14 protein-coding genes and 4 pseudogenes are annotated in these 19,560 nt (G+C 68.6%); 7 read left to right on the top strand and 11 right to left on the bottom strand.

What is annotated here, in order from left to right:
• Positions 1-526: 526 nt before the first annotated feature.
• The 6 genes from IEY89_RS33130 to IEY89_RS33105 form a co-directional block, all read right to left on the bottom strand.
• Positions 527-2,002, bottom strand: a complete 1,476-nt coding sequence (locus tag IEY89_RS33130) for a glycoside hydrolase family 32 protein (protein ID WP_189151215.1) — start codon at positions 2,000-2,002, stop codon at positions 527-529.
• Positions 2,003-2,123: 121 nt separating this feature from the next.
• Positions 2,124-4,340 (bottom strand): glycoside hydrolase family 3 N-terminal domain-containing protein, encoded by a 2,217-nt coding sequence (locus IEY89_RS33125; RefSeq protein ID WP_373287324.1) that lies wholly within the window; start codon positions 4,338-4,340, stop codon positions 2,124-2,126.
• 246 nt (positions 4,341-4,586) lie between these two features.
• Positions 4,587-5,474 carry a carbohydrate ABC transporter permease gene (locus IEY89_RS33120; RefSeq protein WP_189151214.1) on the bottom strand — a complete coding sequence of 296 codons (888 nt, stop codon included), beginning with the start codon at positions 5,472-5,474 and terminating at the stop codon, positions 4,587-4,589.
• 6 nt (positions 5,475-5,480) lie between these two features.
• Positions 5,481-6,464 (bottom strand): carbohydrate ABC transporter permease, encoded by a 984-nt coding sequence (locus IEY89_RS33115; RefSeq protein ID WP_189151213.1) that lies wholly within the window; start codon positions 6,462-6,464, stop codon positions 5,481-5,483.
• Positions 6,465-6,498: 34 nt separating this feature from the next.
• Positions 6,499-7,797, bottom strand: a complete 1,299-nt coding sequence (locus tag IEY89_RS33110) for an extracellular solute-binding protein (RefSeq protein WP_189151212.1) — start codon at positions 7,795-7,797, stop codon at positions 6,499-6,501.
• Between the two features lie 397 nt (positions 7,798-8,194).
• Positions 8,195-9,202: a LacI family DNA-binding transcriptional regulator gene (locus IEY89_RS33105; RefSeq protein WP_189151232.1), complete on the bottom strand. Its 1,008-nt coding sequence runs from the start codon at positions 9,200-9,202 to the stop codon at positions 8,195-8,197.
• Between the two features lie 540 nt (positions 9,203-9,742).
• Here IEY89_RS33105 and IEY89_RS33100 point away from each other — a divergent pair.
• Complete coding sequence (locus IEY89_RS33100; RefSeq protein ID WP_189151211.1) at positions 9,743-10,432, top strand: YdcF family protein; 690 nt, start codon at positions 9,743-9,745, stop codon at positions 10,430-10,432.
• Between the two features lie 12 nt (positions 10,433-10,444).
• Here the strand turns inward: IEY89_RS33100 and IEY89_RS33095 are convergent, their stop codons facing one another.
• The 3 genes and pseudogenes from IEY89_RS33095 to IEY89_RS33085 all read right to left on the bottom strand — a co-directional run.
• Positions 10,445-11,497: a serine hydrolase domain-containing protein gene (locus IEY89_RS33095; protein ID WP_189151210.1), complete on the bottom strand. Its 1,053-nt coding sequence runs from the start codon at positions 11,495-11,497 to the stop codon at positions 10,445-10,447.
• A 92-nt stretch (positions 11,498-11,589) separates the two neighbouring features.
• A pseudogene (locus tag IEY89_RS33090) lies at positions 11,590-12,554 on the bottom strand (glycosyltransferase family 4 protein); the annotation flags it as partial.
• Positions 12,529-12,897, bottom strand: a pseudogene (locus tag IEY89_RS33085) (carboxyvinyltransferase); the annotation flags it as partial. The pseudogenes IEY89_RS33090 and IEY89_RS33085, both read right to left, overlap by 26 nt.
• Before the next feature lie 19 nt (positions 12,898-12,916).
• On the opposite strand from IEY89_RS33085, the gene IEY89_RS41730 reads away from it, so the two are divergent.
• Positions 12,917-13,189 carry a hypothetical protein gene (locus IEY89_RS41730; RefSeq protein ID WP_308437470.1) on the top strand — a complete coding sequence of 91 codons (273 nt, stop codon included), beginning with the start codon at positions 12,917-12,919 and terminating at the stop codon, positions 13,187-13,189.
• Here the strand turns inward: IEY89_RS41730 and IEY89_RS41725 are convergent.
• Positions 13,106-13,336, bottom strand: a pseudogene (locus IEY89_RS41725) (ATP-binding protein); the annotation flags it as partial. The gene IEY89_RS41730 and the pseudogene IEY89_RS41725 overlap by 84 nt on opposite strands.
• Before the next feature lie 247 nt (positions 13,337-13,583).
• Here IEY89_RS41725 and IEY89_RS33075 point away from each other — a divergent pair.
• From IEY89_RS33075 to IEY89_RS33065, 3 genes and pseudogenes are all read left to right on the top strand, one after another.
• A complete protein-coding gene (locus tag IEY89_RS33075; protein WP_189151209.1) occupies positions 13,584-14,855 on the top strand; it encodes a helix-turn-helix domain-containing protein in 1,272 nt (423 codons plus the stop codon).
• A complete protein-coding gene (locus IEY89_RS33070) occupies positions 14,852-15,406 on the top strand; it encodes a flavoprotein (RefSeq protein ID WP_189151208.1) in 555 nt (184 codons plus the stop codon). The genes IEY89_RS33075 and IEY89_RS33070 overlap by 4 nt, the downstream gene beginning before the upstream one ends.
• Positions 15,403-16,271, top strand: a pseudogene (locus tag IEY89_RS33065) (tyrosine-type recombinase/integrase); the annotation flags it as partial. The gene IEY89_RS33070 and the pseudogene IEY89_RS33065, both read left to right, overlap by 4 nt.
• 67 nt (positions 16,272-16,338) lie before the next feature.
• Here IEY89_RS33065 and IEY89_RS33060 read toward each other — a convergent pair.
• Positions 16,339-16,776, bottom strand: coding sequence for a hypothetical protein (locus tag IEY89_RS33060; RefSeq protein ID WP_019061278.1), 438 nt, complete (start codon positions 16,774-16,776; stop codon positions 16,339-16,341).
• 628 nt (positions 16,777-17,404) lie between these two features.
• On the opposite strand from IEY89_RS33060, the gene hemL reads away from it, so the two are divergent.
• Both hemL and IEY89_RS33050 read left to right on the top strand, forming a co-directional pair.
• A complete protein-coding gene (hemL, locus tag IEY89_RS33055; RefSeq protein WP_189151231.1) occupies positions 17,405-18,727 on the top strand; it encodes a glutamate-1-semialdehyde 2,1-aminomutase in 1,323 nt (440 codons plus the stop codon).
• The gene (locus tag IEY89_RS33050) at positions 18,724-19,458 is read left to right on the top strand and encodes a histidine phosphatase family protein (protein ID WP_373287322.1); all 735 of its coding nucleotides are present in this window, start codon (positions 18,724-18,726) and stop codon (positions 19,456-19,458) included. Before hemL ends, IEY89_RS33050 begins: the two co-directional genes overlap by 4 nt.
• Positions 19,459-19,560: the final 102 nt, after the last annotated feature.

Raw genomic sequence — 19,560 nt, 5'->3', positions numbered from 1 at the left:
ACCCGACGGTGCTGACCATCCTGTTGCTGGTCATCGTCCTGCTGGCCGTGCTCGCACTCCTCGCGTTCCTCGCCGCCACCGGCCGCACCACAACCGATGCGGAGAGGACGACGGCACCACCCCGCCCGGAAAGCGGCGGGTGAACGGTTCGCCACAGCATCCCCAGACCAGGAGACACGCCGAGACCGACCGGCCCAGATTGTTCCCCCGACCGCTTGACGGCCCTCTTCCGCACTGAAAGGGGCGAGGTCCGAAGACCCCGCCCGCCACCAGCGAAACCTCAGCTCACGGCCACACCAGGCAATAGGGCTGATGCCCCGCCTCATGCAACCGATGGCTGAAGTCCTGCCACTCGTGCAGCGAATGGGAGCGGCGTCGGGCTGACCTGGGGTTTCGTAGGGAAATGTGCGCTGACTTGGGAAAACACCACTCCATAGTTCTCACGGTTCGGCGCCGTTTCCCAGGCTCATGTGCCCTGGATGTGCCCTCGGGAGGGCCCCTGGGGATCGACCGGTTGGAGTCGGTTCTACGGCGACGGCGACGTCGGCGCTGGCTCTGCGGTGCCGGTGCTCGGCTCCTTGATCACGAGCGGGTGCAGCTCCCACGCGTCGACCGCGAAGCCGAGGCGCGTACCCGATGCGCTGCGGGCCTCAAGTCGCCACGGGCCTTGCCCTGTGGGGTAGAAGCGCAGGGTGAGGACCTGGCCGGTGGTGATCAGGAAGATTTCGACGATGGAGTGGTCGACGGCCACCCGCAGCTCGACCGGCTGACCAGAGGGGCAGGGCATCCGGTAGGAGCCGCCGCGGGCCCGGGGGTCCAGTGAGGCGTGGTCGCGGTCGACGACCAGTTCGCCCGCATCGGTATCGACGCGGATGTCGAGGTACTCGGAGCCGTCCGGGGTGGTGAGCAGCCGCAGACCGGCGTTTCCGGTCGGCTCCAGACGGGCCGTCAGGTCGAAAGCGCGGCCCACGCTGCCGAGGTCCACCCGCTGTGGGCCGTCGGTCACGCCCTCCGCGTGGACAGCGTGCTCGCCGCGCAGGGCGAGCAGTTCGGTGGCGGGCTGCTGGCGCAGTGTGCCGTCGTCGACATGGATCTCGCGGGGCAGGGTGAGGACGCCGGCCCATCCGTCCGCGACGGCCCAGGCTTCGTCGCGGGCTTCCCACGACCAACCCCACAGCAGCCACCGGCCGCCCGGTGCGCGCAGCAGGGCGGGTGCGTAGCAGTCGGGGCCGTGGTCGGCGGGTACCGCTGGGCCGGCCTTGAAGTGGCCGTCGTGCTCTTCGCCGATCAGGACCGCGACCCTCTGGGGACCGGTGGGTTCGGTCCAGGTGCTGAAGAGGAGGGCGCCGGGTCCGTCGGCTGCCGGGAGGTATTGGGGGCATTCCCAGCCATCGCCGGTGAACTCCTCGGTGCCGCCGACGGGCTCCGGGCGGCGGGCTGCGAAGGGCCCCCGGTAGGTCCAGTTCTCCAGGTCGGGTGAGTCGTAGAGAAGGGCTGCGGCGCGGCCGTCCGCGAGGGCGGCGCCGACCAGCATCCGCCAGCCGTCGCCGTCCTGCCAGACGTACGGGTCGCGGTACATGGTGCAGCCCTCGGGCAGCTCGGGGATGAGCAGTTCGCCGCGCGGGCGGAAGCTGTTGCCGCCGTCGTGGGAGACGGCGCAGGTGATCGGCTGGTGCTGGGGCGAGCGGTCCTCGCGGTGCGCGGAGTAGAAGGCGACGAGACGGTCGCCGTCGGAGACGGCGTTGCCGGAGAAGCAGCCGTCGGCGTCCACGCCATCGGGGTTCGGGGACAGGGCGATCGGCAGCGGCTCCCAGGTCAGCAGGTCGGGGCTGCGGAAGTGGCCCCAGTGCATGTTCGCGTGGGTCGCTCCGGACGGGTTGTACTGGTAGCTCACGTGGTAATGGCCGTCGTGGAAGACCAGCCCGTTGGGGTCGTTGATCCAGTTGCGGGGCGGTCGCAGGTGCGCCACGGGGCGGTGCGGATCGCGGGGTGTGGTGGACACACGCGTGCCTTTCGGTGTTTCAGATGGAACCCGCCCCGCCGGCCCTCGATTTGGCGGGGCGGCAGGCTGGCGGGGCGGGGGTCTTCGAGCCCGTATGTGGGCCCAGGGCCAGATACGAGGTTCAGGTCCCGATGCGGAATCCCGCGCTCAGCTGCTGCTCCCGCCGTGAGCTGGGGCCGACGCGGAGCATGAACTCACCTGGTTCGACCACTCGGCGGTTGTCGGCCGTGACGAGTGAGCACTGCGCGGCAGGGACGCCGAGGTGGACGTCCAGGCTTTCGCCGGGAGGGACTTCGACCTGGGTGAAACCCTTCAGCTCCTGCTCGGCCCAGGTGACGCTAGTGGTCAGGTCGCTGATGTACGCCTGGACCGTTTCCAGGGCCGGGCGGCTGCCGGTGTTGGTGAGCCGTACCGTGGCGTTGATAGTGCCGTCGGCCGTGACGTCCGGATCGTGTACGACGAGGTCGGAGTAGGTGACGGTGGTGTAGGTGAGGCCCTCGCCGAACGCGAACAAGGGGTCTTGGGTGAGGTCCGCGTAGCGCTCCCCGTGCTGGCCTCGCACCTGGTTGTAGAAGACCGGTTGCTGACCGACGTGGCGTGCGAAGGAGACCGGGAGCCGGCCGCTGGGTTCGACGAGTCCGAGGAGGAGTTCGGCGATCGCGCGGCCACCGCGCATGCCCGGGTTGAACGCCTCGATGAGGGCTGCCGCGTTCAGTGCCGACTCCGGGAGGGTGCTCGGCTTCGACTGGACCAGTACGACGATCACGGGGGTGCCGGTGGCGGCGACCGCGTCCAGCAGAGCGATCTGGCTTCCTTGAAGGTCGAGCGTGGCCGTCGAGCGCGTCTCGCCCGTGAGGGCGATGGTGTCCCCCACGACCACGACGGCGTAGTCAGCGGCCTCTGCTGCGGCGACAGCCTCCCGAAGCTGCGCCTGGTCGACCGGAGCGGGGGTGAAAACGGGCGGCAGCGGCTGGCCGTCGGGCCCGGTGGACCACTCGGGGGCATGGGCGGGGCTTGCTACGTCGGCTCCGCGGGCGTGCGTGATGGTCCAGTCCGCGGGTGCGACGGCGAGCAGGCCGTCGAGCACCGTCTCCACCGTCTCGCGGGGATGCCCGTCGGGCATCCATGGGACCTGACCGGTGGCGCCTGCCCAGTCGCCAAGCATGGCTTCCGGGCTGTCGGCGTTGGGGCCGATGACCGCGATCGTCCGCGGGGTGCCCTGGCCCCCGGCGCGGCCGGTTCCGTCCGAGGCCAGCCCGCCTTCGAGGGGCAAGATCCCCTCGTTGCGCAGCAGCACCAGGGAGCGCCGGGCGGTCTCGAGGTTGAGGTCGGCGTGGGTGCGGCAGCCGATCACCTGCGCCTGCCGTTCGAGGTCGGGGGTGCGGGGGTCCTCGAAGAGTCCGAGCTCGAACTTCAGCCGCAGAACCCGCCGCACCGCGTCATCGATCTGTTTCTCCTCGATCAGGCCGCGGGCGACCGCCTCCTGCGCGCCCTCAAAGAACGCCGGCGTGGCCATGATGAGGTCGTTGCCGGAGTTGACGGCGACCGCCGCCGCCTCGACGTGGTCGGCGCAGGTCCGCTGGTCGTAGACCATCCGGCCGACGTTGTCCCAGTCGGTCACCAGGGTCCCGGTGAAGCCCCACTCGCCCTTGAGTACATCATTGATCAGCCACTGATTCGCGGTGATGGGCACGCCGTCGATCGACTGGTACCCGAGCATGAAGCCGCGGCAGCCGACCCGGGCCGCCTGCTCGAACGGGGGCAGGAACCACGAGCGCAGCTTGCGCGGGCTGAGATCGGCTTCGCTCGCGTCGCGCCCGCCCATGGTTTCGGAGTAGCCCGCGAAGTGCTTGGCGTATGCCAGCACGGCTGTCGGGTCGCCAAGGCCCTCGCCCTGGTAGCCGCGCACCATTGCCGCGCCGAGTTCACCGATCAGGAACGGGTCCTCGCCGAACGTCTCGTTGATCCGGCCCCAGCGCAGGTCCCGGGTGATGCACAGGACCGGGGAGAAGGTCCCGTGGATTCCGGTCGTCGCGATTTCGGTCGCGGACGCGCGAGCCACTCGGTGGAGCAGGGCGGGGTCCCAGGTGCAGGCCATGGCCAGCTGTGTCGGGAAGATGGTCGCGCCGGGCCAGAACGAGTGGCCGTGGATGGCGTCGTCGGCTGTGAGCAGCGGAATGCCGAGCCGTGTCCGCTGGGCCATTTTCATGGCCTCGGGCATCTGTTCGGGAGTCACATGCAGAACGGACCCGGCCAGCTTGGCCGACAGAATGTCCACGAGGTCCCCGTGTTGTGCGTCGAGCATCAGCAACTGCCCGACCTTCTCCGGCAGGGTCATCCGGGACAGCAAGTCCTCGGTTCTCGATTCCACGGCCGCTTCCGGATCCAGGTACAAGGCAGAGTGGACCGGCTGTCCCACGGTGTTCTCCAAGAGATGAGTCGTCACAGATCAGAGAGTTGATGGGCGACGCGAGTGCCTCGTCGCGCGCACGCTGCCGACCTGCGCGGCGGGGCTCGCGCGCTGCCTGCCCGCCGCCCCGGGCGAACCGGTGCGGCAGGGGGCGGCGGGCAGGGAGCAGAGGTGTCACTTCAGGCCGGTGGTGGCGATGCCGGCGACGAACTGTCGCTGGAAGAGGAGGAAGACGATCATCACCGGCAGCAGGACGACGACAGCGCCGGCGAGGAGGACGCCGAAGCGGGTGAAGTCCTGTCCGCTGCTGGCCAGGGCGAGGCCGACGGGGAGGGTGTACTGGCTCTCGTTCTGGGCCACGACCAGGGGCCAAAGGAAGTTGTTCCAGGAGCCGAGGAAGGTGATGATCCCGAGGGTGGCCAGGGCCGGCCTGGTCAGAGGCAGGATGATCTTCCAGTAGATGGCCAGTTCACGGCAGCCGTCGACGCGGGCGGCATCGATGAGTTCGTCGGGCAGGGTGGAGATGAACTGCCGCATCAGGAACACCCCGAACGGGGCCGCCAGGAACGGCAGAATCAGCCCGAGCAGCGAGCCGGTCAGCTGCATGTTGGACACCAGCACGTACAGGGGTACGAACGTGACCAGGCCCGGCACCATCAGGGTGCCGATGACCAGGCTGAACACGGCACGTCGGCCGCGGAAGTCCAGCTTGGCCAGGGCGTAGCCGAGCATCGAGCAGAACAGCAGGTTGCCCGCGGTCACAGCCAGGGCCACGATCACCGAGTTGGCGAACATGGTCGTGAAGTCCAGGCTGCTGAACAGCTCGCGGTAGTTCGCCAGCGTGGGACTGCCGGGGATCAGGACGGGCGGGACCTTGCGGATGTCCGCCTCGGGCTTGAAGGAGCCGGAGAGCATCCACAAAAACGGCGCGACCATCAGCAACAGGCAGCCGAACAGCGGCAGATACAGCCAGGGATGGCCCCATTTCTGCCGGATGCGACGCCGCCGCAGAGTCCGGTCCGTGTCCGGCCCGGCCGTCCGAAGGGCGGAGAGAGTGCTCATGGGGCATCAGTCCTTGTCTCGCAACACGCGGAACTGCAGCACGGTCAGCGCGATGATGAGGACGAAGACGACGTAACCGGCGGCCGACGCAACGTTGTAGTTGCCGTTGCCGAACTGGTTGTAGGCGTACATCGTGGCGGACAGGGTGGAGTCCAGCGGTCCGCCGTCGGTCATGACGAACGGCTCGTCGAAGAACTGCAGATAGCCGATACCGGTCGTGACCGCGGTCAGCAGCAGGGCCGGACGCAGGAGCGGGAAGGTGACCCGCCAGAACCGCTGCCAGGCCCCGGCACCGTCGAGTTCGGCCGCCTCCATCAGGGACCGGGGCACGGACTGCAGACCCGCCAGCATGATGATCATGACGGTGCCGAGGTTGCGCCACACCGCCATCACGATCATGACGGGGAGAGCGAACCGGGTGTCCGCCAGCCATGCCGGACCGTCGATCCCGAACCAGCCCAGAACCGTGTTCACCAGCCCCGCCTGCGGCTCCAGCAGCGTTTTCCACACCACTGCGACGGCCACGACGCTGGTGATCACCGGGAGGTAGAAGCCGACCCGGAAGACGGCCCGGAAGCGGCCGATGCCGCTATTGAGGGCGACCGCCGCAGCCAGTCCGGTGGCCAGCGTCAGCGGCAGACCGACCAGGACGAACACGGCTGTGTTGCGCAGAGCATGAACGAACTGCTCGTCCTCAAACAGCCGTACATAGTTGTCGAAGCCGGTGAACGACACGTTCAACGGGGTGCGCAGATCGACGCTCTGTGTGTCGGTCAGGCTCATCAGCAGCGACCAGACAACCGGCACCAGCATGAACGCCAGGAACAGGGCGAGGAACGGAGCCGCGAGGATCCACGCGGCCCGAGTCTGCCTGCCGCGCGCGGTGCTGCGGAGGACGAGTCGCCGGCGGCCGGCGCCCCTCTCGGGCCGTGCGGTTCTCGGTTCGTGGGCGTCGCGCCCGGGGAGTGTTTTCGTGGACATGGATGTCATCCGTCCGTACGAGGGGTGCTCACGTGGCGGCCGTTCAGCGGCCTGTGCCGATGCTGGTGGCCTTGGACTGCAGGTCCTGCTGCGCCTGGGCGACGGTGGCCTTGCCGAGGCTCAGCTTCTCCAGTTCGGAGTCGATGGCGTCGGCGACCTGCTGCCAGGTGGTGATGGCGGGCGGCGCCTTGCTGACCTTCAGCTGCTCGGCGAACGCCTGCATCGCCTCGTCGTCGCTCAGCTTCGCTGCGTCCCACGCCCCCGGCGTGGCGGGAAGGGAGCCCGTTGCCTTCGTGTAGGCGGCGAGGTTGGCGGGTTCGGTGAGGAACTTGGCGAACTTCCAGGCCGCGTCGGAGTTCTTGGCGTCCTTGAACACCGCCAGGTCGCTGCCGCCGGCGAACCCGGCCGCCTGCTTGCCCTTCGGCAGCGGCATGGTCTTCCACTTGCTGTCCAGCTTCGGGGCGTCTTTGCGGAGGCTGCCGCTGACCCACGCGCCGTCCTTGTAAACGGCGATCTGTCCGTCCTGGAAAGCCTGCAGACTGTCCGTCTTGTCCGTGGGCGCCAAGCCCTCTGTCGGGACGCTCGCGTAGTACTCCAGCGCCTTGGCGACCGCCGGCGAGTCGAAGGTGAACTTCTTGGTGCTCGGGTCGTAGATGTCGCCGCCCTGCTGCCAGACCAGCGGCAGCAGGAAGATCCAGGAGTTGAAGCCGATCGACAGCCCGCTGGCGTAGCGCAGCTTCGGGTTCTGCTTGCCCGCGGTGGCCTGGATGGCCTTCAGATCCTTCAGGTAACCGGCCCAGTCACTTGCCGGGGTGCCGGTGATACCGGCCTTCGCAGCGAGGTCCGTGCGGTAGTAGACCGCCTGGGTGTCGGCGATGAACGGGACGCCGTAGGAGGTGTCCTTGTACTTCGTGGTGTCCCACTGACCCGGGTAGAAGTCCGACGACTTGATCGACGTCGGGGTTGCCTGGAAGCCGTTCATGCCGGCCATCTCGGCCATCCAGGTGGTGCCGATAACGGACATGTCGGGCGTGTTGCCGCCGGCGATGGCGGTGGTCAGCTTGTCGTGGGCGGAGGCCCAGGGCACCGCGGTGATCTGGACCTTGACGCCGGGATTCTCCTGCTCGAACTTCTTGGCCAGCGCCTTCAGGTCCTCGTCGGGGTCGCCCATGGACCACATGACCACTGTCCCCTTGGCCTTGCCCGCGGCAATCTCGGCGGGTGCGTCCTTGCCGGTGGCGGAATCCTCGCTCCGGCCACAGCCGGTGGCCACCAGGGCGGCCGTGACGGTGACACACAGGATCTGCACGGTTCTGACAGCGTGACGGGTGGTGATACGCATGATGCGGCTCCTTGCCGTTGAGCGATACAGGGCGCGGGGGGCTAAGGGCGAGACGGGTGGACGCCCGGATGGGCCGGCGCACGGGTGGGGACCGTCTGCGGTGACAGCGGCATCGGCGGTCAGCCGCAGGGCGCGGCTGGAGCGTCCGACGCTGAGTGGGTAGGGGCCGGGCGGGGTGGGCCAGGCGCGCCGTTCGGTGTCCCGGATCGGGAACGCGCGAGCGGAAAGGTGCAGGTGGGCGGTGCCGCATGAACGCGTGTGCAGCCGCCATGGTTGCGAGGAAGGCGAGGCCGAAGATGGGGCGCCGAGGTTTCAAGGAGACGGGGGGCGGTGCGTCACCGGCGACGCACCGCCCGGCTGCGAGGCGCCATCACGTACGCATCGTGATGACGTCGCGTCAGTTCGAGCTCGGCTCTAACGTCGAGCCGCGGATCACGAGGCTGGTGGGAATGATGCGAGAAGGGGCGGCCTCGGGCGATCTGCGCACGTGGTCGAGCAGCAGACGCGCCGCTGCCTCACCCATCTCCCGCATCGGCTGGCGGACGGTGGTCAAGGCCGGATAGGTGTACGACGCCACCTCGACGTCGTCGAACCCCACCACGGCGACATCCCGCGGAATCTTGAGGCCGGCCTCGTGCAAGGCCGCGATCACACCGGCCGCCGAGGGGTCGTTGTGCCCGAAGACCGCGTCGAACTCCACGCCGTCCGCGAGAGCTTGCGCCACCCCCCTCCGGCTGCTGTCGAACAAGAAGTCGCCGCAGATGATGCTGCGCGGTTCGAGCTCGATCCCGGCCTGCGCATAGACGTCGACGAAGCCGCCCAACCGTTCCTGAGTACAGCCGTACTCATCAGGACCGGTCACCACCAGAGGGCGACGGCGACCGAGGTCCAGCAGGTGGCGCGCCGCCTGCTCACCGCCCTCCCGGTTGGTGGTGGCCACATAGGGGAATCCCGGCCGCTGGAAGCGGTCGTCTATGAGCACCACCGGCAGTCCGGCCTCGTGCAGTTCCGTGATGGCCGCCAGGGCCCCCTCGGGCTCTATCACCAGCAGCCCGTCGAACGACTTGGCAGCGACCTGCAGGCCCAGCCTGCGCAGTGACTCCTCACCGCCGTTCACGGTCAGCATCCGCAGCCCGAAGCCCTCGGCCTCCAGCGTCTCGACGACCGCCTGCACGATGCCGGCCCAGACCCATGCCAGGTCAGGGACCAGCATGCCGATCATCTGTGTCGTGCCGCGTGCCAGCCCCACGGCCCCCGCGCTCGGCACATAACCGAGCTCCGAGATCGCCTTGCGGACCTTCGAGACGGTGTCCTCGCTGATCTCGCCTTTGCTGTTCAGCACCCGCGAGACCGTCGTTTTGCTGACCCCGGCCCGCGAGGCCACGTCGGCGATAGTGACTCCCATGTCACCTCCCCTCCCTTCCTGCAGAGGCGGAAGACTTCCCTCCCGCACCGAAGGGCCGATCGTACAGAGACCCGTGCAACCGGTACCGACATCGATCCCGGAACCGGTTTCGGTACCGGTCCCGGAAGTGAAGCACCGCGAGGCCCCACCGGTCAACACCCCGGAAACAACTCGTTAACGCGGCCGGTCTCGGTCTCGCGCGATGCTGCTGAAGCCTGCCGGTTGCCACCCACATGACCGCTCTGACCTGCGCGGTTGCCGACTCCAACCCAGCAGCCGAGCTCGTTGGTGCGGTTCGCGACCGCAGGCGACGCCCGACGGACCGCAGACCCCTCCCGGAGCAATCGCGCCCGAACCGTTGACGCACTGGCTGGATTGCCCTTCATAATCGGGCACTCGCTGTCATCGATGACATACGTCGTCGTTGACACCCCAGTCGGCTGCGTGGACGTCGACGCCGCTGGGATGTCACTTTTCGGTCCGTCCGCGCCGGGGCCGCAGTCACCGCTGCGCCGAGGGCATCCGAAAAGGCCAGCAGGGATGAGTCAGGGAGTGCCAGTGTCGGAGCACCAGCAGCGTCAGATCACCGACGAGCAGTTCCACGATGCGACGTTGATCTGGAACTACCACCAGATGGGACATGAGGAGCGCCCCTGCTCGGCGGCGATCGGCCTGGGTAGCCACGACCTGGGCGTGGCCACCACGGCCGCCGACCTCTACCGCGCCGGTCTCTTCCCCGTCGTGGTGTTCAGCGGCGGCAACAGCCCCACGACCCGCGCCCGCTTCCCGCGCGGCGAGGCCGTCCACTACCGCGAGCACGCCCTGAGCCTGGGCGTGCCGGACGAGGCGATCCTGGTCGAGTCGAAGGCGGCGAACACCGGCCAGAACATCACCCTCTCCCGCGAACTGCTGGCCGAGTCAGGTGTGGAGGTGGAGTCGCTGCTGCTGATCTCCAAGCCGTACATGGAACGCCGCTCGTACGCGACCTGCCGAAAGCTGTGGCCCGAGGCCGAAGTCGTATGCGCCTCCGAGCCGTTGGAGTTGGACGACTACATCAAGTCCATCAGCGACGAGAAGCTCGTCGTCGACATGCTCGTCGGGGACCTGCAACGGGTGATCGAGTACCCGAATCGCGGTTTCGCCATCGAGCAGGACGTACCGAGCGATGTCCATGATGCTTACGAACGCCTCGTCCGCGCGGGCTTCGACAGTCGACTGTTCGAAGCCTGAAACCGGCTCGGCTCAGGCGAAGGCGAGAGAGCGGAATGTGTTGCGGACGAGGGTGAGCGGCTCGCGGTCACGGGTGTAGTAAAGCTTGTTGGTGAGCAGAGTCGCCCATCGGTCCTTTCCGGGGGAGATCCACACACCCGTGCCGGTAAAGCCGTAGTGGACCCAGATGTCGTCGGTTTTGGGTGCGGTGCCTGGGGCCGGGTGCCAGAAGAGGCCACGGGGCGGGCTCAGTTCGCCTGTGTGGATCTGCAGGGATTCCTTGATCCACCCCGCGCCGAATCCGGGTGACTCGCTCACCTGGGCTGGAGCGAGCAGGTAGCGCAGGAACATGATGAGGTCTTCGCGCACGGAGAACGCGCCCGCGATGCCGCATACCCCGCCGAGCAAGCGGGCGGAGAAGTCGTGTGCGGATCCCTTGAGATGGGTTCCCGTGCCGTCGTCGAGCTCGGTTGGCGCGCACCTGGCCGCTGCACCGTCGGGTAGTGGCCCGAAGCGGGTCTGTGTCATGCCCAGGGGTTGCCACACGCGGCTGTCTGCCAGCGCGTCGAGGCTCTGCCCGGAGAGGTGTTCGGCGAGGTAGCCGAGGATGAGCGCGGCGCGGTCGGTGTACTCCACGGCCTCGCTGGGTGGCCGGTGCAGGGCTTCACGGAGGACGCCGTCGCGGACATCCTGGCGATCGGAGCCGTAGAGGTTCCGGAGGCTGGCCCGGAGAGGGACGCCGGCGGTGTGCGTCAGCAGGTGGCGTGCGGTCACCTCGGCCAGCGGATGGCCGCTCACCTCGGGCCAGAAGTCTCCAAGCTGCGTGTCGAGTTGGAGCTTGCCATCCTCGACGAGGCAGCCGACGGTCGACCACACGGCGAGGATCTTGGTCAGGCTGGCGATGTCGAAGACGGTGTCGCGTCGCATCGGTTCGCCGGAGCGCTCGGGATCCAGGACGCCCACGGTGCTGCTGGCCGTGATTCCGAGGCTGTCGCCGATGGCCCAGACAGCGCCGGGGTAGACCTTGTCGCGGACGCCGTCGTGGAGGAGTTGCTGGATGCGGTCGCTGTCGAGGTCGAGCGCCATGGTCTCCCGATCGATCGTGGGCCGTGCCGTGGGGTGTCCCGGTGCTCAGCGTAGTGATGAGCCGGGTGCAGTTCCCGTTGCGGCGTGGGTCGTCAGGCGAGCTGTTTGCCGAGGTCGTTCAGGGCAGCTGCCGTGGTGGTGAGGGGGTAGCGGGCGGCGTTGGTGCGGCCTGCGGCCTGGAGAGCGGGCAGGAGGCCGGGGGTGCAGCGGAGCCGGTTGAGGTCTTTCGCGAGCGTGGCCGGGTTGGTGAAGTCGGTGGCCACGCCACTTGCGGCGAGGGTGTCATTCAGCCCGGGAACGGGTTGGTAGACGACCGGCAGCCCGCAGGCTTGGGCTTCGAGGGCGACCAGGCCCATGGCTTCGAGGGTGGTCGAGGGCATGAGGAGGGCGTCGTGATCGGCGAAGGCTTTCCACAGTTGTGGACGGCTGAGCCAGCCGAGGTAGCGGACGTGGACTTTGAGGAGGCGCAGGAGCGGAGTCAGGCCCTGGAACTGGTGGCGGGGTGCCGCGTGCTCAGTTCGACGGCTTGGGCGACGGGCATCGCGCGCAGGAGCGCCTCGATGCCCTTCTCGGGAGTGAGGCGTCCTGCATAGAGCAGCCGCAGGTGCCCAGTTGGTCGGCGGGCGGGGCGCGCCGGAGGGGCGGTGAGCAGGTGATCGGGGATGCCCCAGGGAATCTTCGTGAGCTTCCTGCGATCGGTGGTGGGGACGAGCTGGAGGAGGTGATCGGCCATGGCGCCAGTGGGGACGACGATGGCATCGGCGAGTCGCGCGGTTTCCTGTAGGACTCGGAGTCGGTCGCGGTGGGCTTCGGCGAACAGCAGGTCGGTGCCGTGGACGAGCGCGATGCGGGGGTGGGCGGGCAGCGCGCGGATCAGGGCCGGGGTTCCGCCGAAGGCGAGGTGCTGCAGGTGGAGGACATCGACGCTGAACGGGTCGATGCGTTGCGCCAGGGCCCGGCGCAACGCGTTGACGTACGTCGTGAAGGGCGGTCCGGAGAGGCATTTGCCGGCCACAGCCATCAGTTCCAGCCCCGCGGGCAGTCGAGGCGGAGGAGCCGGGCCACGGCAGCCGTGCCTCGCCGTGCCGGGCGAGCAGAGCGGGCACCAGGTAGTACGAGGCACGGATGTGGGCGGCTTGCGCGAGTACGGGAGATACGCACCGGTTCTCGGCCGGCAGGATCACCGCAGTGGCCGGCTCCCCGACGGGCTGCGCGACATGCCAGCCTGCTTGCTGCAACAGCGCCAGCATGATCTGGACGTCCGTGTTCGCAGGGAGGTTGCTCAGCCGGACTGGGCGACCCGAAGCTGCCGCGGCGGCCAGCAGCGGCAGGGCGGCATTCTTGGAACCATCGACGGTCACGGTGCCGGCGAGTGGGGGTCCGGGGCGTACGGCGATCACCTCGGCGGCCCGTGCCGGGGTGGAGGTGGTGGTCGTCACAGTCAACTCCTTTGCAGAGGAAGGGAGACGGCGATCTCCTTGCCCGGGCAGGTGGGCAGGTGGGCAGGTGGGCAGGTGGGCAGGTGGGCAGGGTGATCTCGGCCCAGCACCGTTTGCCGGTGGGTGTCGGATCGGCGCCGTACCGGTCGGCCAGAACGGCGACGAGGAACAGGCCGCGGCCGTTCTCGGCGTGTTCGTCCGGGAGGCAGAGCTGGGGGAGCGCAGGGTTCGAGTCGTCGACCTCGATGCGTAGGCCGGTTTGGACGAGCTGAACCGACAGGGAGACCTGCCCGGTGCCCGCGTGCCGGACTGCGTTGGTGACCAGTTCGCTGATCACCAGTTCGGCGGTGTGCATCAGCGCGTCGTCCAGCTCCGTCTCCCAGCCCGTTATGGCGTTCATCGCCTGGTGCCGGACGGCGGTGACCGCGGCGGGTGTTGTGGGTACGGACAGAGTGAGCTGGTGCGCTGCCATGAGCGGCCTCCCGAGGTTGGTGCGGCCACTTCACGCAACCAGCTCGTCGCGGTGGGTGGTTAGCCCAGGTGCTGGCGCTGCATCGGTTATGCAGGAGCTGCATCGCGACGAAGTACCGCTGATCTACGCTCGGTTGAGCAGGCAGGATCGGCGACGGCGGAAGGGGCCGTGGCAGATGGCCGAGATACACAGCGAAGCGAGACGGATCGGCGAAGCGATCCGTCAGGCGCGGGTGTTAAGGCGACGCTCGCAGAAGGACGTCGCCGCCGCGCTCGGCTACCACCAGTCCAAGGTGAGCCGACTGGAGGGCGGCCGTGGCACGGAGGACATCCGTGTCCTGCGTGCCATTGCGCAGGAACTCAGGATTCCACCCGAGCAGTTGGGCCTCGCCGCCGTTCGCGATGCCGCCACCGCCGATCCCGAAGCCGAAGAGATGCACCGCCGTACCTTCCTCGCCGCGAGCATCGCAGCGCTCGCGACCCCCGCCACCCCAACCGCCGCCCACGACGACCTGGTCCAAGCCCTTCTGCCTGGCCTCGGCCCGGCGAACACCGGTGCCCCCGTGGATACAACGGTTCTGCGTGAGCGGGTCGGCGCGGCCCGCAGGCTCTTCTACACGTGCGACTACGTGGAACTGGAACGCGCTCTGCCGGGCCTGATCGCCGACCTCAGGCTGGCCTCCAGCGGTGTGGTGGACAGCGACGTACTGTCCGCGCTGCTGGCCACTACCTACCAGACCTCGACCAGCCTCCTGCTGAAACAGCACGACCAGGGCAACGCCTGGCTCGCGGTCGGCCGAGCGATGGCCGAGGCCGAACGCTCCGGTGATCCGGTGGTCCTCGCCTCCAGTGTCCGGGTGCAGGCCCATGTCCTGGCCCGCGAGAAGCACACCACCCAGGCCGTCACCCTCGTCCGGCACACGGCCGACCAGCTCACCGGCTCCTACGATCGCCGTTCCCCGAAGTACCTGGCGGCCGTAGGGCTGTTGCTGCTGCGTGGGGTGACCGCGGCCAGCGGCGCTGGCGACCGCGCGGCCACGGAGGAGTTCCTCGCCGAGGCCAAAGAGGTGGCACGGTACGTGTCCCTCGACAGGGCCGATGCCTGGGCCAACTTCAGCCCCACCAATGTCGCTCTCCACGAGCTGAGCGCTCTGGTGGCCTTCGGCGACTCCGGGCTTGCTCTCCAAGCAGCCCGCCCGCTCATGCGTCGGCACATCCCTGTCCCCGAGCGTCGTGCCGCTCTGTGGGTGGAGGCTGCCCGTGCCTACAGCCAGCAGGGCCGTCTCTCCGATGGCTACCAGGCCGTGCGCATCGCCGAGACCTGCGCTGCTCAGGACGTCCGCCGCCCCGCCGTGCGCGACCTGGTCGCCGACATGGCTGCCCGTGACCGGCGCCGTACCCTTCCGGAACTGCACCACTTCAGTCGCCAACTGGGAGCCCCCGCGTGACCGAGCCGAACGCCCCGGAGAAGAAGCCCTTCCTGTACGTTGTCGTCTGCGCCTGCGGGATCGCCGGCGACGTCGGCAAGCTGATCACCGCAGCCCAGGAGCGCCACTGGGACGTCGGGGTTGTCGCCACCCCGCAGGGCCTGGGTTTCCTCGACACCGAGGCGATCGAGACGCGGACCGGCTATCCGATCCGCTCCGCCTGGCGCACACCCGGTGAGCTCCGGCCGCTCCCGCCCGCGGACGCGATCGCGGTCGCGCCGGCCACTTTCAACACGGTCAACAAGTGGGCCGCAGGTATCTCCGACACCCTCGCCCTGGGCATCCTGTGCGAGGCGTACGGCATGGAAATCCCCACAGCCGTCGTGCCGTACCTCAACGCGGCTCAGGCCGCCCACCCCGCGTACCAGCAGAGCCTGGAACGGCTACGCGGGATGGGCGTTCTGATCGGCTCGTACGAGCCACACAAGCCGAAAGCCGGCGGCGGGGCCGACCGCTTCCGCTGGGAGGAGGCGCTGGAACTTCTCGCTCCCCGGCTGTCCGCGCGGGCGTAATTCGCAGCATCCTCGGCGCGGCCGTGAGGACGGGTTGCTGCCGAAGAACCCCTGCAAGGCGAAGTCGGTCAAGCTGCCGACGGCGACCAAGAAGAAGGTCATCCCTTGGTCGTTGGAGCGCGTACACGCCGTCATCGCCGGGCTGCCGAAGCGCTTCCATGCAGGCGGCAAGCTCGCCTTCGGCTGCGGCCTGCGCCAGGGAGAGGTGTTCGGCTTCGCCGTCGAGGACATCGACTTCAAGGGCGGCTGGATCCACGTCAACCGCCAGGTGAGGCTGGTCGGTACGAAGCCTGTCTTCGCCCTGCCCAAAGGCAACAAGATCCGGTCAGTGCCCCTGTCGGCTCAACTTGTCGCCGCCCTCAAGGCCCACATGAAGGAGTTCCCGCCCGTCGCCGTCACCCTGCCCTGGGCCAAGCCGGACGGCGAACCGAAGACCTTCCGCCTCCTCTTCGTCGACGAGAAGAGCCGGGCCTACAACCGCAGCGTCTTCAACATGGGCGCCTGGAAGCTCGCCCTGGCCGCCGCCGGCGTGATCCCTCCGCGCGAGCGCGGTGCGAGGTATCTCCAGGCGGCCCCGGAAGGCGGCATGCACGCCCTCCGGCACGCCTACGCTTCCGTGCTCCTGGACGCGGGGGAGAGCATCAAGGCGCTCTCCGAGTACCTCGGCCACTCGGACCCCGGCTTCACGCTGCGTACGTACACGCACCTGTTGCCGTCCAGCGAGACCCGTACCCGCAAGGCGATCGACGACGCCTTCACGGAAACGGAAGCCGAGGCGGAAGACGACGGCGACCCGCCCGTAGCCCAGGGCACATCAGTGCCCCCGCCGAAACCCATGTGCCCTCAATGTGCCCTGGCCGCCTGACGGCCCCTCCGGGGACATGAAGAAGGCGAGGTCCGAAGACCTCGCCCGCCACCAGTGAAACCCCAGGTCAGGGCCAGACCAAGCAGTAAGGCTGATGCCCCGCCTCATGCAGCCGATGGCTGAAGTCCTGCCACTCGTGCAGCAGTTGGTACACGTTGAACGCGTCTCGCGGGCCTCCGCGATCCGGCACCGTGGACCAGATGAACGCAGCCGCGCCCACCGCTTCCTCGCCTATGCCCCGCAGCGGGTCGACCACCGTCATCGGGAGTTTCACGACCGCGTAGTCGGGGTGCAGGACGACGAGTTCCAGCGGGGGCACCTTGTTGAGGGGGACGCCCTCGATGCCCGTGAGGACCATCGCGGCCATCGTCTCGGGCTTGATCTTGGTGAACATGCCGTTCATACCGAGTTCGTCGCCGCCGAGTTCCTCGGGGCGCATCGAGATCGGGACGCGGGCTGCCGTGGCGCCGTCCGGTGCGCCGAAGTATTTGTACGTCACCCCCACCCGACCACCATTCCCACTCGCCGCCCGGAGTCGCTCGACCCTCCGGTCGACGCTCTCGGGCACACCGTTCGATCCCGTGCCCAGCCCGGGAACCGGGCCCTGTCCAGGAACCATGCCCTGGCCGGCGCCTGTTCCCTGGCCGGGGCCCATTCCCTGGGCCTGTGCCTGCCGTGCCGCTTCTGCCGCTGCCGCTTCCTCCACGTCGCGTCGGTGCCTTCCCCGCCGGGCACGTCGAGGACCCAGGTCGTCAGTCCCCTCGCCCAGTCCGCCACCGCGATGCATATCTCCACCCGACTGCTGTTCTAGGACGCGCGAGCCCCGTCGCGCAACCCGATCATCGTGTCAGTGACCTCCCCCACGTCCGCCCGCCGAAACGTGCGTTGAAACACCTGTCCGCAGGATCTTCGCAGCCTCTGAACACCCTCGTCCGCCCATCGTCCATATGTACGGGCCGATGAGCTGCGTGTCTCTGTGTCCGTGTGTGTGTCCGGTCCCAGTTTCGCAGATGGGTGGGGCCGACGCCCCCCTGTCCGGCCGCCTACCCTGAGGGGGTCACTGGCAACCGGAGTCCGAGAAGTCGGAGAAGTCGCAGGTCATGAGCGAAACGTCTAGCGGGGCAGCCAGCGGAATGGCGAGTGGGTTGCCCTATTCATACGAAGCGCCCGTCTCGCAGGGCCTCTTCGACCGTGCGACGGCCGTCACACCCGGCGGCGTCAACTCGCCGGTGCGTGCCTTCCGTGCCGTGGGCGGTACGCCCCGGTTCATGGTGTCGGGGCGTGGTCCGTATCTCACCGACGCCGACGGGCGCGAATACGTCGACCTGGTCTGTTCCTGGGGCCCGATGATCCTCGGGCACTCCCGCCCGGAGGTCATCGCCGCCGTGCGGGACGCCGTCTCGCGCGGCACCTCCTTCGGTACGCCGGGGGAGGGCGAGGTCGCTCTCGCCGAGGAGATGGTCGCCCGCATCGACCCCCTCGACCAGGTGCGGCTCGTGTCCAGCGGGACCGAGGCCACCATGTCGGCGATCCGCCTCGCCCGTGGATTCACCCGGCGCGCCAAGGTGATCAAGTTCGCCGGGTGTTACCACGGTCACGTCGACTCGCTCCTCGCGGCGGCCGGGAGCGGAGTGGCCACCTTCGCGCTGCCCGACACCCCGGGTGTCACCGGGGCCCAGGCCGGCGACACCATCGTCCTCCCCTACAACGACCTCGACGCCGTGCACGCGGCCTTCGCCGCGCACCCCGGTGAGATCGCCTGCCTGATCACCGAGGCGTCCCCGGGCAACATGGGCGTCGTACCGCCGCTGCCCGGGTTCAACCAGGGGCTCAAGGACGCGTGTGCGGCCAATGGCGCGCTGTACGTGTCCGACGAGGTCATGACCGGGTTCCGGACCAGTCGCAGTGGTTGGTACGGGATCGACGGCGTCCGGCCCGACCTGATGACCTTCGGGAAGGTCATGGGCGGTGGGTTCCCCGCCGCCGCCTTCGGGGGGCGCGCCGACGTCATGGCCCATCTCGCTCCCGCCGGGCCCGTCTACCAGGCCGGCACCCTCTCCGGTAATCCCATCGCCACCGCCGCCGGGCTCGCCCAGCTGCGGCTGCTCGACGAGGCCGCGTACGTCACCGTCGACGCGGTCTCCGCGCAGCTCCAGGGGCTCGTCGGCGAGGCCCTGAGCAAGGAGGGGGTCGCGCACACCGTGCAGAACGCCTCCAACATGTTCTCCGTCTTCTTCACCGACCGGCCGGTGCGCGACTACGAGGACGCCAGGACGCAGGAGTCGTTCCGCTTCACCGCGTTCTTCCAGTCCATGCTGGCGAACGGCGTCTATCTCCCGCCCTCGTCCTTCGAGTCCTGGTTCGTCTCCACGGCGCACGACGAGCGAGCCATCCAGAAGATCGCCGACGCCCTCCCGGCGGCGGCCCGTGCGGCGGCGGAGGCAACGGCAGCATGAGCGACATCAACAACGACATCAACAACGACATCAACAACGACGTCAACAGCGGGACGAACCGCGACATCACCGTCGTCCACGTCATGCGGCACGGCGAAGTCGCCAACCCCGAAGGGGTGTTGTACGGGCGGCTGGAGGGCTACCACCTCTCCGAGCTGGGCCGGCGGATGGCCGACCGGGTCGCCGAGCACCTCGCCCCGCGTGACGTGACGTACGTCTGCGCCTCCCCGCTGGAGCGGGCGCAGGAGACGGCGACGCCCATCGCCAAGGCGCACGGGCTCGATCTCGCCTCCGACGCGCGGCTCCTGGAGGCCGAGAACGTCTTCCAGGGGAAGACCTTCGGCGTCGGGGACGGCGCCCTGAAGCGCCCGGAGAACTGGAAGCACCTCGTCAACCCGTTCAAGCCGTCCTGGGGGGAGCCGTACGTCGATCAGGTCGTACGGATGATGGGGGCGCTGGACGCCGCCAAGGACGCCGCCCGTGGGCACGAGGCCGTGCTCGTCAGTCACCAGCTGCCGATCTGGATCGTGCGCAGCTATGTGGAGCGGCGCAGGCTCTGGCACGACCCCCGCAAGCGGCAGTGCACGCTCGCCTCCCTCACCACCTTCACCTACCGCGGCGACAAGATCGTGTCCGTCGGCTACACCGAGCCCGCCCGTGACCTCGTCCCGGCCCATCTCCTCGCCGGTGCCAAGCCGGTGAAGGGGAAGAGCAAGGCTTTCGGGGCCTGATCAACCAAGACTTCGGAAACTTTCGCCCTTTGGGTGATTAGTGACACGCTTGTTGCATTTGTTCCGAAGTGCGTGACAATGCGGGGAACCTCCCTGTTCGTC

The organism is Streptomyces lacrimifluminis (assembly GCF_014646095.1).
GTDB lineage: Bacteria > Actinomycetota > Actinomycetes > Streptomycetales > Streptomycetaceae > Streptomyces > Streptomyces lacrimifluminis.
This window is presented reverse-complemented; position numbering and strand designations above follow the sequence as displayed.